The organism is Microbacterium sp. J1-1 (genome assembly GCF_024498615.1).
In the GTDB taxonomy this organism is placed as follows: domain Bacteria; phylum Actinomycetota; class Actinomycetes; order Actinomycetales; family Microbacteriaceae; genus Microbacterium; species Microbacterium aurugineum.
Window position 1 is genome coordinate 3,417,889 of the sequence record NZ_CP089590.1, and the last position, 16,981, is coordinate 3,434,869.

Genomic DNA, 16,981 nt, shown 5'->3' on the forward strand with positions numbered 1-16,981 from the left:
ATGCGCGCGAACACCGGCATCCGCGACCGCGGATCGTCGATGAGATCCCACCGATGGTTCACTCCGTGGCTGCTGTTGGGCCCCGCCGTCGCCTGGGTGCTGGTGTTCGCGCTCTGGCCGTTCCTCAACACGGTCTTCCTCAGCTTCACCGACGCCCGGCCGCTGCGAACGCCCGAGTTCGTGGGGGGAGCGAACTACGAGCGCATGTTCGGCGACGAGATGTTCTGGAATGCGCTGACCACGTGCCTCATCTACGTGGTCGTGTGCGTGCCCCTGCTCACGATCCTCCCCCTCCTCCTCGCCCTGCTGGTGCAGAAGAAGCTCCCGGGCATCTCGTTCTTCCGCACCACGTTCTACTTCCCCGTGATCGCCTCGGTGGTCGTGGTCGCCCTCATCTGGACCTGGCTCTTCGACAGCCGCGGCATCATCAACCAGACGCTGGAGTTCCTCGGTCTGATCGACAAGCCGATGGCCTTCCTCGTCGATCGCTGGCTGCTGCTGGGCTGCGCGATCCTGCTCACGGTCTGGAAGGGCTTGGGCTACTACATGGTCGTGTACCTCGCCGCGCTCGGGAACGTCGGCAAGGAGCTGCACGAGGCCGCGATGCTCGACGGAGCCGGGGCCTTCCGCCGCTTCCTCTCGGTCACGATCCCGTCGGTGCGAGGAGCCATGCTCCTCATCGCGGTGCTCATCGCCGTGTCCGCGATGCGGGTCTTCGCCGAACTCGACGTGCTGTCAAAGAGCACCGGAGGGCCCGGCGGGTACGACATGTCGCTCGTGATGCTCATCCGCCAGGTGGGGTCCGGCCTGAACGGGAACATCGGCTACGCCTCCGCGATCAGCGTGGCGCTGTTCCTGCTCACCCTCGTGCCACTCGCCGCGATCGCCGTCATGAACCGTGAGAAGAAGGCGAAGGTCTCCGCATGAGCACCCTCACCCCGCAGCGCCCGGCCGACGACACCCGGTTCACCGACGGCCCTGTGTCGCCCACGCGCGAGCGCATCTTCCGCCGTCGCGGCTCCGGAGACTTCAGCACACCCAGCCTCGGCGGACTGATCGGGCGCTATGCGCTGCTGCTGTTCGTCCTGTTCCTCGTGATCGGGCCGTTCGTCTGGCAGCTGTCCACCTCTTTCAAGGGCCCTCAGGAGAACATCTACTCCTTCCCGCCCGAGCTCATCCCCCGCGAACCCACGCTGCAGAACTACAGCAAGGTCGCCGACATCGTCCCGGTCTACCTCTACGCCTGGCACTCGCTGCTCGTCTCGGTCGGGACCGTCGTGAGCAACGTCGTGCTGTCGACGTTCGCCGGATACGCGCTGGGATGCATGAGATTCCGGGGCAAGTGGATCGTGATGGGGATCCTCCTGTCCACTCTGCTCTTCCCCGGCGAGGTGACGGTGACCAGCAACTTCCTCACCATCCGCGCACTGGGACTCGCGGACACCCTCTGGGGCGTCTTCCTCCCCGGAGCGATCAGCGCGATGAACGTGCTCCTGATCGCCACCGCGTGCCGCATGATCCCGAAGGACGTGCTGGACGCCGCGACGGTCGACGGGGCCACCACGTGGCAGCGCATCCGCCACATCGTCTGGCCGAACATCCGCGGCATGGTCTCCGTGGTCGCGATCTTCGCCTTCATCGGTGCCTGGGACGACTACCTGTGGCCGCTCATCGTCCTGTCCGATCCCTCGAAGTACACACTGACGGTGGGCATGGCCTACCTCAACAGCAGCTTCTCCGTGGATCCGCGCCTCATCGCGGCCGGCACCATGATCGCCCTCGTGCCGATCGTGATCATGTTCTCCTTCACGCAGCGGTTCTTCTTCAAGGGCGTGCAGGAGGGCGCGATCAAGGGGTGAACGCCGTGCAGCTCCTCCCGGCGGATGGGCCGGCCGATCCCCCGTCCTCCCGCCCGCGCTCGGGAGTGCTCCCGGGTGCGGTGTTCGCCTTCGCCTTCGACCCGACCGGCGGGGTGCAGCGGATCGATGCCCCGGGTCTCGCCGACATCGCGATCACACCCCACACGGTGCTGCACTGGGCCTTCTACGCCGACGGCCCGGCAGCGACCCTGGCACCACACGCCGCCCTCGCGGTCTCGGCCGACGTGCGCTTCGACGACGGATCACGGCTGAGCGACGACTCCGCGGTCCGCGACCGCTACGGCTTCCCGATCACCGCCGATGCCCAGTTCGCCGCGCGCTGGAGCATGCCGGAGCAGTGGAATGCGGACACCGTCTCGCTCGCTCCCCGCACCGGAGGACGCGGCACGGTCGAACTCGTGCTCGGCGCCGACGCGCTGTCCGACGAGGCGGATGCCGGAGGCGTCACCGGCTTCGTGCAGGTCCTGGTCGAGGAGCGGATCGCACCGGGCGATCCCACCCGCACCCCCACCCCCGTCGACCGCGTCGACACCCGACGCGGCACGCATGCGGGACCGCGCTTCTCGCGGGGCAACACCATCCCCGCCGTCGCTCTCCCGCACGGGTTCACCTTCGTCACGCCGGCCACCGACGCAGCCGACTCCCGGTGGCCGTACCGTCCCTTCGTGCACGACGACGCGCAGGGACGCCGACTCGAAGCCCTCCAGTTCTCCCACCAGCCGAGTCCCTGGATCGGCGATCGCTCGGTGCTGCAGCTGATGCCCTATCTGGCAGATCCGGTGTCGAGCCGCGAGCGACGGCGGCGCTGGATCGTCCCGGGGTCCGAACGCGCGCGTCCGCACGAGTACGCGGCGGACCTCGGCGATAGTCTGACCGTCGAGATGACCGCGACGATGCACGCTGCCGCCTTCCGGGTGCGGTGCGCGGACCCCGACACCCCGATGGGCTTCGTCATCGATCAGCTCACCGATGAGGGCCAGCTCACCTGGACCGGCGCAGACGGGTTCGAGGGATGGATCCCGGAGGGCTCGGCGGACTGGGGCAACGCGCCCCGGTGCTTCTTCGCCGGCACCACCCTGCGCCGCGCGGACGACGGCGTGATCGAGCGCGGCCCGCTCGACGACGACGGACGCGGTCGGGTCGCCGGGTATGTGGGCGGACGCGGATCGCTCGAACTACGGATCGGGATCTCCTTCCTCTCCGTCGCCCAGGCCCGGCACGCCCTGGAGACCGAGGCGCCCCCGACCCGTCCCTTCGAGGAGTTGCGCGCCGAGGGCGCCGCGATCTGGAATCGCCTGCTGGGCCGGGTGTCGATCCCCCCGCTGCCGGCGGAGGAGATCCCCTACCGCGGTCTCGCCGATGAGGAGCACCGCGCCCGGATCGCCGCAGCACTGCATCGGATGCACCTGTACCCCAACAGCGCCGGGGAGAACGTCGCGACCGCGGCGGAGCCGCGCTGGCGATTCGCGGACGTCTTCTCCGACTCGGTCGACACGGTCGCCGACGGAGAACTCGTCGTGAACAACGGCTACTGGGACACCTACCGCACCGAGTGGCCGGCGCTCGCCCTGCTCGATCCCGCATCGACCGGCAGGCTGCTCGACGGCCAGCTCGAACAGTATCGACGCGGAGGATGGATGGCGCGGTGGAGCGCGCCCGGTTACGTGGACAGCATGGTCGGCACGTCCAGCGACCAGATCTTCGCCGATGCCGCGCGCTGGGGTGTGAGCTTCGACCGCGAAAGCGCGTTCGACAGCGGATGGCGCAACGCGTGCGAGCCGGGTCCGGATGCGCGACGGGGACGCAAGGGCATCGATCGCGGCCGATTCACCGGCTACATCTCGTCGGAGACGCCCGAGGGTATGAGCTGGAGCATCGAGAACGCACTCAGCGATGCCGCCCTCGGCCGGTTCGCCCTGCAGCTCGCCATCGGCGCCGGATCGGCCGAGGAAGCCGCTCGCTACCGTTGCTTCGCACGCTACTTCGCCAACCGCTCCCAGTCGTATCGACAGCTCTTCGACGACGGCACCGGGTTTTTCCGCGGGCGGGATTCGCGCGGGGCGTTCGCTCCGGAGTTCGACCCGCGGGCCTGGGGCGGGGACAACGTCGAGACGAACGCCTGGGGGATGTCGGTGGGGGCGGTGCACGACGGAGCCGGGCTCGCCGCCCTCCACGGCGGACCTGTCGGGCTCGGCCGTCACCTCGATGCCCTGTTCGCCGAACCCGAGACCGCGGACGAACGGTTCGCCGGCGCATACGGCACCGTGATCCATGAGCAACGGGAGGCCAGGGCCCTGCGCTCCGGGATGTGCGCGCTCTCCAACCAGCCGGCACACCACATCCCGTTCATGTACGCGTTCAGCGACCGCCCGTGGCAGTCGGCTCCGCTCGTCCATGAGTTCGCGGGGCGGCTGTTCGCCGGGGCCCACATCGGTCAGGGTTTCCCGGGCGACGAGGACAACGGGGAGATGAGCGCCTGGTGGCTGTGGGGCGCACTCGGGCTGTACCCGCTGGAGCTCGCATCGGGCCACCTGCGGATCGGCTCGCCGCTCTTCGACGACATCCGGGTGGATCGGGGGGACGGCTCCTCCCTCCGGATCCGCTCCCGGCGACGGTCCGCCGGGGCCCACATCCTGCAGGAGGCATCTCTCGACGACGTATCCCTCGCCTCCGCGGACCTCCCGATCGATGCGCTCGTGGGGGATGCCGTCCTCGACCTCACGTTCGGGGACGACCCGGCGTCCGCGCTCGAGAAGTCCGGGCGCTCTCCCGTCCTCCCTGCGGTCCCTTGGTGCGCCGATCTGACCGCGACAGAGGGCGAGGGCGAGGGCGAGGTGATCGCCTCGGCTCTCGTCGCCCACCCCGAGCGGGTGTTCGACGACGGGGCTCCCTCGGGTCGTCCTGGCGTCGTCCTGCGCCCCGGCGACTGGGTGGGGTGGCGGTTCCCCGAGGCTCGCGGGATCAGCGACGTCACGGTGACGACGACCGCCTCCGCCTCCTCTGCCGCGCTGCACTGGGAGGCCCTCGGCCCGGATGGGCACTGGCGGACCCTGGCGCTGACCCATCGGGAAGAACTGCGGACCGACCGCACGACGCCGTTCACCCTGGTCGACCGGACCGTGACCCCGGCGCTCCGCGTGCGTGCGGAGTCCGAGGTCACGATCCGTCAGATCGAGCTCTTCGACCTCGCGTGATCACCTGGTGAGGGTGAAGAGCACCTCGGTGCGGTTTCCCGACGCGTCGAACACCTCGAGCACGTTGGCTCCGGCCACCCCACCGAAGACACCCGGCTTCACGAAGTTCAGGTCGCTCCAGGCGTTATCGGTCAGGTCCTTCGGCACACCGTTGACCGACAGCCTGTCGACCTTGCCGGCGTCGTACAGCTTGAAGCTGACCTTCGAGTACGCGTCGGGAGATCCCGTCGTGAACGCCTCCCCCGGCTTCACGGTCACGGTCGGAGCCGTGCGATCCCGCGGAGCGGCGCGATACTCGGTCGGCTCCCCCTTGAGCTCCTGCGTGATCCCCGAGAGGTACGCCGACTGATCCGTCGCGGTCAGGTTGTACGCCACGTAGACCCCGTATCCGTCGGCGACCGTGCGTCGGGCGAAGTCCGCGGCGGTCGCGGCGCTCGTGTTCGCCAGGTCGATCGCAGCGGCACCGAGGCGGGTGCGATCTTCGAGCCCGGGCACCGTGGGGGCGTCGTACGTCGGGTAATAGGGATTCCAGGCGTAGTCGATCACACCGTCGACGTCGAACGCATCGAAGTCGGTGGTGGTGTAGGACGGGCCGATCGCGTAGAGGCTGATGATCTTGTCCGATCCCAGGCGCTCGCGCAGCGCGGTCGCCAGCCAGCCGAACGACTGCGCGTTGGGCTGTGGGGTGCCGTTCGCGCCGTAGTTCGTCCACTCGTCGTCGAAGTCGATCCCATCGAGGCCGTAGGTCGTCACCGCATCGGCCAGCTCTGCGGCGAAGGCGTCCGCCGCGGCGAACGAGGTGAAGTTCGCGAAACCCGCACCCTGGTGGTTGCCGAGCACGGAGAGCAGCACCTTCGTGCCCTGTGCCTGCAGCGGACGGATCTGGTTCTCCGCGTCCTGGAGCGTCTCGGTGACCCGATCATTCAGGTGCAGATACGCCTTCTCTCCGTCGTAGTTGATGTTGGCGGCGAAGATCATCGCGAGGTCGACGGCGGCGCGCCCGGAATCCGCGAGCGTGTAGTCGGCGACGTTGGCTAAATCGTTCGAGTTCACCTCGACATAGACGGCGAGCTGGGGATCCGCCTCCGCCCCCTCTGCAGCGGTCGCGGGTGAGGCTCCCGCGACGAAGGACATCGCGATCACCGCACTCGCGGCGACAGTGAATCCCTGTCGTAGACGGTGAAGCTTCGTGGAATGTAGCCGACTCATGGCAGATCGTCTCCCTCTTCATCGAAATCGAGATCAGGCCGCATCAGCGCGACCTGCCGCCGACTATATCGCTTAAGTAGAAGCCCGTACAGATCGGACGAAGGACGACATCTGTCTGTTCCTGCACCCGGTCAGCGATCCGTGGGTTCTACACGTGCGCCGGGTTCTCCACGCGCCGGAACCGGAATACCGTGACATCGTGACCGTCCGGAACGACACTGGAGGCATGCGCTTGAACGACCCGCAGGTATGGACGCTGATCGGAGTGTTCGCCGCCGTCATGCTCGGCGGGATGACGCTCATGACCACGCAGCTCAGTCGCATCATCCGCGCCGAGACCGATCGCATCCACGGCACGCTCTCCGCGCGCATCGACGCCGTCGTCGACCGCCTTGACCGCATCGAGGCGAAGGTCGACGACCTCGACAAGGAGCTCACGAACCTCGCCGTGCGGTTCTGGCGCTCGCAGTGACCCCTCCGGGCTTCCCGTGATCTCTCAGAGGGTGACGTCGCCCACCAGATTCACCTGGATGCCCATCCCCGCGAACATCGAGGCTTTCGCGATGAGTGCCCGATCGGCCGTCTCAGCATCCGGTGCGTAGACGAGCTGCGCGTGGTTGGCCTTGTGGCGGGCCATGAACTGATCCCGTGAGACGCCGTGCAGCACCACGTGAGCGATCGGCCACTCCGGGTTCGTGGCATCCTTCCGGCGCTGCGTCTCGTCGGCCGGGAGCTCGACGACCGAGGCACGGATGATGTCGGCCTGCAGGACGCCGTCGGCGATGAACACCCGCGACAGCACGATCTCCCCCGGCTGGGAGACCCCGTTGATCGTCGCACCGCCCGCCGGGAAGAACACGTGGCCCTGACGCCATCCCTCCGCGTTCTGCCACCCGCCCAGGTGCGAGGCGGGGACGGAGCCGGAGATCTCGTAGACCCACACGAACTCCCCGTCGTACTCCTCACCCCACCGCACGTCGTGCAGCGTGTTGTCCGGCACGAGTCCCATCGCACGCCACACGCGGTCGGTCACCAGCGCGTCGACCGCCACGCCCTCATCCGCTTCGTTGAAGTGCGGGAAGGCGCGTCCCTCGTGCAGCACCCGGGCACCGTCGCGCGACCTCACCGGCGGGCGCTCGGTCGAGTTCAGGATGCCCTCGGCCAGGTCGGACGCCGGCACCAGGTCCTTCAGACCCTGCTGGTACTGGATCCCGACGGCGTCGAGGCCGAAGTCGTCCGCGATACGAAGCGCGGCGATGTACATCTTCAACTGCCACTGCACCTGCTCGCGCGTGAGCTCGGTGGCGGCATCCGTCCCGAAGCGGAACGTCATGCCCGCATCGATCAGCCAGTCGTACGCGGCGTCCGCCTCGTCTTCGGTGACGGTGAGCATCTCGGCGTAGAGCGCCGACTGCGACAGCCGCTCCTTGTAGATGCCCGTCTTGTTGAGCAGCTCGTCGTCGAAGATCGCGTTATACATGCCCATGCAGCCCTCGTCGAACACGCCGATGATGGCCTTCTCGGCGAGCAGCTCCGCGGCGAGCGCCTCGCCCAGCTGCTTCTCGGGGCTGTCCGGCAGCTCCGGCAGGGGACGCACGTGCGAGGCGTCGTGCGCGATGGAGCCCGTCTCGGTCCACTCCCGGATGCCGTTGCGGAACCACTCGTCGGTGAAGTCGACCGACCAGGTCGTGGCGTACGGCTTGCCCATCTTGGTGAGGCCCGCGTTCAAGCCGAGGAGGCCGACGAGGCCGGGCCAGTCGCCGGCGAAGTTCGCGACCGTGAGGATCGGGCCCTCGTGGGTGCGGAGACCGGCGAGCACATGGTGGGAGTACTGCCAGTTGGCGATCGCGACGATCAGAGGCGCGTCGACCGGGATGCTCCGGAAGACCTCGAGCCCCATGCGCTGACTGGAGATGAACCCGTGACCGGTGGCGGGGTCGACGCCGAAGGGACGGATCACCTGCCACCCGAGGTCGTCGAGCACACCGGTGACCCCGGTCTCGAGCTCGACCTGGGTGGGCCAGCCCGCGACGTTCGCCGACTCTCGCAGATCACCCGAGGTGATGAGGTAGGCCGTCTTCGGGGCGGCAGCCGGACGCGATGCCGGGGCCGGCAGGGTGTAGGTGGTCATGATTCCTCCGGTGTTGGGGTCGGGGTGAGCGGGGAGCGGTGCGACGCGCCCGCTCGGAGTCGGATATCGCGGCCGATGGTCTCGCCGGACAGCTGCAGTTCGCCGACGTCGAGGACACCACCGTCGACATGGACGGTCAGAGCGTGGTCGTCGATCTCGACGCGTCCCCAGCCGGTACCCGTCGTGAACAGGCTGCGGAACGGCCCCGGGGCCGCCGGGGCGAACGACAGCACACGCGTCGGGGCATCCCACTGCACTCCGCTCGCCGCGAGGAGCAGGGCCCAGGACGCGAGCGACCGGGCGTAATGGTTGCCGCATTCGATCTCGTTCCACGGATTGCGGTGGGTCCCGTCGTATCGGGCACGCAGGGAACGCTCGATGCGGAGCGCGTCCTCGGCCCGACCGGCGTAGAGGAGCGAGGCGGCGACCTGATGCTCGATGCCCGTCCAGACCTCGTCGGAGTAGACGAACGGAATCGACGGTCGACCCCCGCGCGGCCACGACGCCAGCAGCAGCCCTCCTTCATCGTTCAGGGCATACACCCGCTGCGTGCTCTCGTGGGCCGTCAGGTCGTCCCGATGGTTGTGCGCGACGATCGCGGCGAGTGCGGACCCGACCCGGTCGGCGGGGAGGATGTAGCCGAGTCCGTTCACGAAGGCGTGGAACTGTCCGAGGAGCTGGTCCGTGAGGATGCCGTCACCGTACTGGTAGCGGTGCGCGTCGACGTCGTCGATGACCTGGCGGTAGTACTCCCCGTTCCACAGGGTCTCGTCCATCGCCGCAGCGACGTGGTCGGCCCGCGCGGACCACCCTTCCGCGCGCTCGCGCTCGCCGAGGTGGGCGGCCATCCGAGCCCCGGCGCGGAGGGCCGCGAGGTAGACGCCGTTGGCGAGCGGCTCGGCACCGTGGAACTCGATGTCGTAGGTGTTGTGCAGCTCCCCGTCGAGCAGCCCGTCCCCGTCGCGGTCCCATTCGCGGATCGCATAGTCGAGAGTGCGGGCGGCGGCCGGCCAGAGCTCGCGGAGGAAGTCGTCATCACCGCTGAACCGCCACTCACGATGCAGGCGCAGGAGCGTGCCCAGCTGCCCGTCGACGGCAGGCCCCATGAACCAGGAGGGTCCGCCGAAGACGCGATTGCCGCGGAACTTCTGCGCGCCGGCCGCATCGGTCTCGAGCAGGTACTCCACGCGACGGGCACTCCGCTCGAGAGAGGGGAACAGCCACGCGAGCGTCTGCGCGTACGACCAGACGTGCGTGCATGTGCCCTCGCAGGAGCCACCGTGGTCGAAGGATCCTTCCCACGCCGCGAAGACCGGCCCCTGACCCAGCTCCGCGTTCGGCGACTCGACCACGAACCCGGTCGTGGATCGCACAGCTGCGATGTTCGCACCGACCGCGTCGGCCAGCACCGGATCGAGGCTCCCTCCGTACAGCGCTTCGACGAAGGCATCCGTCGTTTTCTCCAGCTCGCCGAGGTTCGTGTGCAGATGGGCGGCGGCCGCCCACGCATCGGGCCAGAGGACGGCGTAGCGGTTCCGCACGACCTCGTCGAGGTTCGGGTCGGCGAAGACGATGTGCCCGTTCCACCCGCGGCGGCGGTTCGGGAAGCTCCACGACAGCACGAACTCGAAGTCGCGGCTCTCGCCGGGCCCCACGGTGTGCACGACGCCGAGTGAGCCGGTACGCACCCGAGGGAGCTTGGCGAGCATCTCCTCCTCGGTGAGGGGCGCGGCCTCCGCGTCGGCATCGAGCTCGGCGAACAGCCCGCGAGGGCGATCCTCCAGGGTCAGCCGAGGCTCCGCCGCGAGCAGCCCGTCATCGGTCAGGTCGTTCCAGAAGAGACGCGCTCCGTCCGGCCAGTAGCTCGTGACCCACTGCGGCTTGACCGTCGTGGAGCGGTCCGTGGTGGTGAGGCTCAGCGTGCCGTAGCCGGGGTCGTCCTCCGGCAGGTCGATCCCGAAGTCGAGTCCGCGCACGTCGCCGTCGTCCCGCCATCGCACCGTCTGCGTCGCACGCATGCCCCACGGGGCGTCCGGTCCGGGGGCTCCTCGTCCCGCCGTGTGGGAGACGCTGCCCACCACGGTGACCGCGACCGGGACGGAACCGGGGTTCGTCACGTGGTACCGCAAGACCGCCGCAGGGATGCCCGAGGCGTCGGCGTCGAGCGGCACGAGCGGTGTGAACGCGTGCAACGACACATCCACCGGGAGCGTCCGGTCAGTGAAGTCGACGTCGACCACCGGGTACTCACCGTGCAGGGTCGCCGCGTCGAGGCGCGGAAGACCTGCGAGCTGGTCGAACGCGTATCCGGCGTCGGCATCGTGTCGCCCGCTGAGCCTCGCCTCGAGGACTCGGGTGACCGCCGCGCCTCCTTCCGGGGCGGCATGGATCGCGAAGAAGGAGTACGGATTGCGGCGTCCCTTGTCGGGAAGGTTCTCGAACTCCCAGTCGCGCAGTTCCCCGCGCGCGCCGATCGAGACGTTGCCCGTTCCGATGCCGCCGAGCGGGAAGGCCGTCGCCTGCGACGTGTGCGGGATGCCCGGGGCGCGTCGTTCGCGGGTCATGCGGATTCCCCCCGCTGCACGGCGGCGAGCTCATGCACCACATCTTTCGAGCCCTCGTACAGTCGCAGGTACTTGTCGAACAGGTCATCGTAGAGAGCGCGCCGTGTGTCGTCCGGCCTGACGGAGTGGACGATCGGATTCCAGTCCGTGATGACCGGTGCCCGACCCGGCGCGGCGATCGCGCCCGCTGCGAGGAACGCCGCCCCGTAGCTCGCACCGATCGTGGTCTGCGGCACCTCTTGCACGAGGCCCGTGACGTCGGACACCACCTGCAGCCAGAGCCGTCCCTGGGTGCCGCCGCCGACCGCGACGATCCGCCGGATGTCCGCTCCCGCCGCACGCATGGTCTCGACGTTGTGCCGCACCCCCAGCGCCGTGGCCTCGAGCGCCGCCCGGTAGAGGTCACCGCGCGTGTGCTCCAGGGTCAGCCCGGCTATCACGCCGCGGGCGTCCGGGTCCTGGATCGGTGTGCGCTCCCCCGCGAAGTACGGCAGCAGGAGGAGCCCTCCCGCGCCCGGACCGGATTCCTCCGCCTCAGCGAGCAGTCGGGGGTAGTCCGCGCCGGTCAGCCCCTTCAGCCAGGTGGTCAGCGCTCCGGAGGTGGAGAGGCCGCCGGCCAGGTTGCGGGTGCCCGCGAAGGCGCCCGCCGTGGTCCACATCGACGGCGTGCGCAAGGTGTCTTCCCCCGTCGCCACGAGGAACATCGTCGTGCCGTACATGAGCATCAGATCGCCGAGCTCGTGCGCACCGACGCTGACCGCCTCCGTCCACGCATCGATCGTTCCCGTGATCACGGGCGTACCCGCCGGGAGACCGGTGAGGGCTGCGGCGGGCGCCGTCACCTCGCCGGCGACCTCCCCCGCCCACCGCAGCCTCGGCTTCTCGATGCCACCCGCATACGTGTTCCACCACGGGTCGTACCAGTCCTCATTCTCGATGTCGTAGAGCGGTGAGAACTGGCTCGCGGACTGGTGGTCGAGGACGTATGCACCGGTGAGCTTCCTGGCGAGCCAGGAAGCCGGCATGAACAAGCGCCGTGCCCGGGCCCACGCCGCCGGCTCCTCGTCGGACACCCACAGGAGTTTGGGCCCACCCGCCTGCGAGGTCAGGACGGATCCACCGACGCGCGTGATCGCGTCGGCACCGAGCTCGGTCGTCATGCGGTCGATCTGTGCGGCGGAGCGGGTGTCCACGCCGTAGAGGATGGCGGGACGCACCGGTAGGTCGTCATCGTCGGCGAGGAGGACGCACGGCCCCATGCCGCTGACCCCCACCCCGACGACCTCCGCGTCCGGTGCTCCGCTGAGCAGTTCGCGGGTGATCGCGATGAACTCCTCCCACCACACGTCGCCGTCCATCTCCACCCAGCCGGTGCGTGGGCGGCTGACGTCGTGCGCGCGCGTCGCCGTCGCGATGATCTCGCCGTCGACGCCCACGAGCACACCCTTGCTGCTGGACGTGCCGATGTCGACGCCGAGGGTGCAGCGCATGGAGTCCTCCTCGAATCCTGAGCTCGGATATGAAACCTGTGGCCACTGTACGCGAAATCGATTTCATGCCGCAAGGAGCCACGTCGTTCCTGCACATTTCGCGCATGGAGTGCGGTCTCCACAGAGCGTGGGTTCGCGTCGATGCGGCACCGGAATACCGTGACAATCTGGGCTTTCACTCGCAGGATGGAGATGTGCATTTGAACGAGCCCCAGATCTGGACACTGATCGGCGTCTTCGCCGCCTTCATGCTGGGATCGCTCACGATGGTGATCCGGCAGAACGACCGGATGATCACCTCCGTCCGCAGCGAACTGGACGCGAAGTTCTCGAGCATGGACGCGAAGTCCGACGCGCGTTTCGAAGCCTTGGACGCGAAGTTCGACGCCCGTTTCGAGAGCATGGACGCGCGATTCGCGACGATGGACGCGCGATTCGAGACCTTGGACGCGAGACTCTCGGGCGTGGACGCGAAGTTCGAGGCGCGATTCGACGCGATGGATTCGAAGTTGGACTCGCGGCTCGGCGCGATCGACGGTCGCCTCGAAGACCTCGACAAGGAGGTCGCGAATCTCGCGACGCGCTTCTGGGGGTCTCGCTGATCCCACTCAGCCGCGCGGGCTGGCGGGCTGGATCTCGTTGCGCAGCACCACCGTGCGAGCGGGCTGGCGATCGCCCTTGATGCGCTCGAGCAGCATCCGTGCTGCGGTCACTCCCATGTGCCGCGCGGGCAGTCGCACCACCGTGACCGCCGTGGGTGACAGCGTCGTGAACGGCAGCGAGCCGATGACCGCGACGCCGACCTCAGGAGGGGTGAGACCGTGCTCGGTGAGCACCTGGATCGCGCCGACCCCGATGAGGTTGTTGCCCGCGACGACCGCATCGGGAGGTTCGGGAAGCGCGAGCAGCTCTTCCATGGCGGCGCGCCCGCCGTCGACGCGGAATGTCGCGAAGCGTGCCAGTTCATCGAGGTCGAGCTGGGGGCGCGCAGCTGCGAGTGCGGCACGCCAGCCGGCGGCACGTTCCGCTGCGGTGTCGATGTGCTCCGGTCCGCCGATGTACGCGATGCGCCGGTACCCGGCGTCGATCAGATCCCGCGTCGCCGACGTGCCGGCCGCACGGTTCGCCATCACGACGCCATCGATGTCATAGGTCGTGCTGCGGTCGACGGCGACCACCGGACGCCCGGTCGCGAGGATGCTGTCGAGATCAGATTGCTCGTCGGCCGTCGCGATGATGACGCCGGACATGTGCTCGGCGATCGCGATCCGCAGATACGTCGCCTCCTTCTCGACCTGCGCGTCGGAGTTGCAGAGCACGACCGAGTAGCCGGCCTCGGAGGCGACATCCTCGACGCCGCGCGCCATCTCGGTGAAGTAGGGATTCTCGATGTCGGGAATCACGAGCGCGATGACCTCGGAGCTCTGGCGACGCAGCGTGCGGGCGGTGCGGTTGGGGGTGAACTTCAGCTTCTCCGCGGCGTCCCGGACGGCCGCCACCTTCTCCTCGGACACACTCGTTCCGTTGAACACGCGCGAAACCGTCGCAGGAGAGACCCCGGCGAGTTCAGCGACGTCGTAGATCGTGGTCATGCACCCTCACAGCCTGTCCGGCCCCGCCGGACGTGAAGCAACAGTATCGCGGACGCATCGTTCTCTGGTGTTCCTTCATGAAATCGATTACATTGGCGCCCATGACTTCTGCACCTTCTGATCTGGCCTCCCTCGCGGCGTTGCGACGGATCCAGACCCGTTCGATCTCGCCGGAGAACTTCGACGGTTCCGCTGGGGGCGGCGGCCGGGCGACCGAGGGAACGGGTGCCTCCTGCGCCCGCGACCTCGGCCCCGGTTGGAAGATCTCCCCGAGCATCGACATCCAGGCCGGGGAAACCCTCGAGCTCGCGAACATCGCCGGCCCGGGCAAGATCACGCACATCTGGATCACGACCCACACCGACAACTGGCGCACCCTGCTTCTTCGGGCCTATTGGGACGGTTCGGACGAACCCGCGGTCGAGGTGCCCTACGGCGACTTCTTCTGCAACGGCTGGGGTGTGTTCGCTCAGGTGAACTCGCAGACGATCGCTGCGAATCCGCACGGCGGGTTCAACTCGTACTGGCCGATGCCCTTCCGGGACGGCGCGCGGCTGACCGTCGAGAACACGTCCGCCGTCGATGTGCGCGTGTACTACCAGGTGACGTACGAGATCGGCGGCGACCATTCGAACGATGCCTACTTCCACGCCCAATGGCGACGGTCGAACCCGCTCGAGGACCTCACACCGCATGTGATCCTGGAAGGCATCGAGGGCCAGGGCCAGTATGTCGGCACCTACATCGCGTGGGGAGTGAACTCCAACGGATGGTGGGGCGAGGGTGAGATCAAGTTCTACCTCGATGACGACACCGACTACCCGACGATCTGCGGCACCGGCACCGAGGACTACTTCGGCGGCGCGTGGAACTTCGACATCCCGGGTCAGGGCTACACCGAGTTCTCGACCCCGTACCTCGGGATGCCACAGGTCATCCGCCCCGACGGTCTCTACGTGTCGCAGCAGCGGTTCGGCATGTACAGGTGGCACCTGCTCGATCCGATCCACTTCGCGACGGGCATCCCGAAAGTCGACATCCAGGCGCTCGGATGGCGCAGCGGATGGCGGTACCTTCCTCTGCGCGACGACATCGCGTCGACCGCCCTGTTCTACCTCGACCGCCCGACCGCGAGGCGTCCGAAGACACCGACGGCCGACGATCTGGAGGTCCACCTAGGAACGGCCCCGGTGCCGGACATCGGCGCGACGCCTCCGCGTGATCCGCGGGACTGAAGCTCAGGCGAGCCAGGCGGGGGCGCGTCCGCGCAGGGCGGCTCCGTCGATCGAGTATCTGCCCGCGCCGGTGAGGGCGAGCGCCAGTGCGGCGACCCCGAGCACGGCGACGAACTCGTAGCCGCCTTCAGCGACCCACAGTCCCGCAGGCAGATGCACCAGGGCCAGGGCCACGGCCATGTCGATCGTCAGCAGGATCCCGACCGGACGGGTGAGGAACCCGAGGACCAGCAGGATGCCGCCGACGAGCTCGAGGAAGGCCACGACGGGGGCTGCGATCTCCGCCAACGGCACCCCCATGTCGGCGAAGCTGCCGACGGTTCCCGGAATCGTGAACTCGAAGATCTTCTGCGCGCCGTGTGCGGCGAAGATCGCGCCGACGACGACCCGGAGGACCAGGAGGCCCACCGAGGCAGCGGCGGAGGGGGCTTTGGTGTTCGTCATGAGGAGTTCTTCCTTCGTGGCAGGACACCCGCGCCGGGCGCGGACCAGGGTCGTTCCCTGCCTCCACGCTAGGAAGCGTTGCTTTCCGTCTCCTGGACGCCTCCCGCTCGCTCCGGTGGCGGGAAGGAGCGTCAGACCAGACCCTGCACGCGGAACTGCTCGGAGTGGTAGACGCTGTTGTCCCCCGTTTTCCACTGACTGACGCTCAGGTGCAGGTCCGACAGCGTCGATCCGGGGATGATGTAGCCACCGTAGAGCTGTGCGACGTGCGAGGTGTCCTCCGTGTTCCATTCGGTCCCGTGCAGCAGGGTGGTCTTCGTGGCGGTGTAGAGGTTGTCGGTCGGGGTGTTCAGCACCATGGCGTCGATCCGATACGCCCCCGAGTTGAACCAGGTGAGTATCCACTTGCCGCCCAGGGGGCGCAGACACATCTCACCGAACTGTCCCGACAGCACCTCGGTGACGGGTTTACCCCACCCCCAGGAACCGTTCGCGAACCCCCAGGGCTGATAGGCAGACAGCGTCGTCATGTCGTTCGACGGCACCCGGTAGAGCACGATGCCCTTGTCGCGCTGGAACCCCGTGCCGTAGATGTACACGTAGCCGTCGTTGCCCTCACCCCAGGTGATGCACTGGAACCTGCCGCCGGCCATATCGGCCGGGAACTGCAGGCCGGTATGCTGCCAGGTCGCGCCGTTGTCGTCGGACTTCCACAGTTCGGTCCAGCGCACGGCGCCGAAATGCGGGCCGTTCACGATGGCGTGCAGATACATCCGCGAGCCGATAGTGATCACGTCCGAGGGGATGACCGTCGTGAAGTAGGCGTCGTGGGGGTAGTACCAGAGCTGCGGAGCGGTGCCTTGCGTGTTCGCGCCGGCTCCCGCGCATCCGTCGAAGGTGACGCCGGCGGCGAGGTTCGTCGTCGACGAGTACAGCGCGACGGGCGAGCGCCAGTTCGTGCCACCGACTCCGTCGGCCCAGGTGTCGCCGAACATGAACAGCATCCGCCCGTCCGGAGTGGGGGCGGGGATGCCGAGGTCGGTCGCCCCGATCCCGTACTGCACGGGGCTCTGAGTGCCGGCGAGCACCTTGACCCGCGTGACGGTCAGCCCGGCGGCTGCGGCCGGACTCGGCAGGGCGGTCGCGGCGAAGAACGCCGCTCCCGCCGCCACCGCTCCCTGCAGGACTCCCCTGCGGCTGATCCGTGGTCCCTGCGTGTTCTCGGTCTCCATCGACCTCTCC

The 16,981-nt window shown here is 68.3% G+C and carries 13 protein-coding genes; 6 read left to right on the top strand and 7 right to left on the bottom strand.

Annotated elements, in window-relative coordinates; genetic code table 11:
* The 3 genes from LRQ07_RS16600 to LRQ07_RS16610 are packed head-to-tail and all read left to right on the top strand — an operon-like array spanning position 1 to position 5,074.
* Entirely contained in the window at positions 1 to 927 is a 927-nt protein-coding gene (locus LRQ07_RS16600; protein WP_131493597.1) for a carbohydrate ABC transporter permease, read from the top strand.
* Positions 924 to 1,859, top strand: coding sequence for a carbohydrate ABC transporter permease (locus tag LRQ07_RS16605; RefSeq protein WP_256535250.1), 936 nt, complete (start codon positions 924 to 926; stop codon positions 1,857 to 1,859). The genes LRQ07_RS16600 and LRQ07_RS16605 overlap by 4 nt, the downstream gene beginning before the upstream one ends.
* On the top strand, positions 1,856 to 5,074 hold the full coding sequence (locus LRQ07_RS16610) for a GH92 family glycosyl hydrolase (protein WP_256535251.1): 3,219 nt from the start codon (positions 1,856 to 1,858) through the stop codon (positions 5,072 to 5,074). Before LRQ07_RS16605 ends, LRQ07_RS16610 begins: the two co-directional genes overlap by 4 nt.
* Here LRQ07_RS16610 and LRQ07_RS16615 read toward each other — a convergent pair whose 3' ends face one another.
* Positions 5,075 to 6,283, bottom strand: a complete 1,209-nt coding sequence (locus LRQ07_RS16615) for an endo-beta-N-acetylglucosaminidase H (protein WP_256535252.1) — start codon at positions 6,281 to 6,283, stop codon at positions 5,075 to 5,077.
* 226 nt (positions 6,284 to 6,509) lie between these two features.
* Here LRQ07_RS16615 and LRQ07_RS16620 point away from each other — a divergent pair, with 226 nt between their 5' ends.
* Positions 6,510 to 6,755 carry a hypothetical protein gene (locus tag LRQ07_RS16620; protein ID WP_047524493.1) on the top strand — a complete coding sequence of 82 codons (246 nt, stop codon included), beginning with the start codon at positions 6,510 to 6,512 and terminating at the stop codon, positions 6,753 to 6,755.
* Between the two features lie 24 nt (positions 6,756 to 6,779).
* Here LRQ07_RS16620 and LRQ07_RS16625 read toward each other — a convergent pair whose 3' ends face one another.
* The 3 genes from LRQ07_RS16625 to LRQ07_RS16635 are packed head-to-tail and all read right to left on the bottom strand — an operon-like array spanning position 6,780 to position 12,468.
* The gene (locus tag LRQ07_RS16625; RefSeq protein ID WP_256535253.1) at positions 6,780 to 8,414 is read right to left on the bottom strand and encodes a fucose isomerase; all 1,635 of its coding nucleotides are present in this window, start codon (positions 8,412 to 8,414) and stop codon (positions 6,780 to 6,782) included.
* Complete coding sequence (locus tag LRQ07_RS16630; protein ID WP_256535254.1) at positions 8,411 to 10,978, bottom strand: GH116 family glycosyl-hydrolase; 2,568 nt, start codon at positions 10,976 to 10,978, stop codon at positions 8,411 to 8,413. The genes LRQ07_RS16625 and LRQ07_RS16630 overlap by 4 nt, the downstream gene beginning before the upstream one ends.
* Complete coding sequence (locus LRQ07_RS16635; protein ID WP_256535255.1) at positions 10,975 to 12,468, bottom strand: FGGY-family carbohydrate kinase; 1,494 nt, start codon at positions 12,466 to 12,468, stop codon at positions 10,975 to 10,977. Before LRQ07_RS16635 ends, LRQ07_RS16630 begins: the two co-directional genes overlap by 4 nt.
* 194 nt (positions 12,469 to 12,662) lie before the next feature.
* On the opposite strand from LRQ07_RS16635, the gene LRQ07_RS16640 reads away from it, so the two are divergent.
* The gene (locus LRQ07_RS16640) at positions 12,663 to 13,070 is read left to right on the top strand and encodes a hypothetical protein (protein WP_256535256.1); all 408 of its coding nucleotides are present in this window, start codon (positions 12,663 to 12,665) and stop codon (positions 13,068 to 13,070) included.
* 6 nt (positions 13,071 to 13,076) lie between these two features.
* On the opposite strand, the gene LRQ07_RS16645 is transcribed toward LRQ07_RS16640, so the two are convergent.
* Complete coding sequence (locus LRQ07_RS16645) at positions 13,077 to 14,060, bottom strand: LacI family DNA-binding transcriptional regulator (RefSeq protein ID WP_256535257.1); 984 nt, start codon at positions 14,058 to 14,060, stop codon at positions 13,077 to 13,079.
* A 101-nt stretch (positions 14,061 to 14,161) separates the two neighbouring features.
* Between LRQ07_RS16645 and LRQ07_RS16650 the strand changes: the two genes are divergently transcribed.
* Complete coding sequence (locus LRQ07_RS16650) at positions 14,162 to 15,295, top strand: glycoside hydrolase family 172 protein (RefSeq protein ID WP_256535258.1); 1,134 nt, start codon at positions 14,162 to 14,164, stop codon at positions 15,293 to 15,295.
* A gap of 3 nt (positions 15,296 to 15,298) precedes the next feature.
* Here the strand turns inward: LRQ07_RS16650 and LRQ07_RS16655 are convergent, their stop codons facing one another.
* Positions 15,299 to 15,739 (bottom strand): DoxX family protein, encoded by a 441-nt coding sequence (locus LRQ07_RS16655; RefSeq protein ID WP_256535259.1) that lies wholly within the window; start codon positions 15,737 to 15,739, stop codon positions 15,299 to 15,301.
* Positions 15,740 to 15,870: 131 nt separating this feature from the next.
* On the bottom strand, positions 15,871 to 16,971 hold the full coding sequence (locus LRQ07_RS16660) for a DUF4185 domain-containing protein (protein ID WP_256535260.1): 1,101 nt from the start codon (positions 16,969 to 16,971) through the stop codon (positions 15,871 to 15,873).
* Positions 16,972 to 16,981 lie beyond the last annotated feature (10 nt).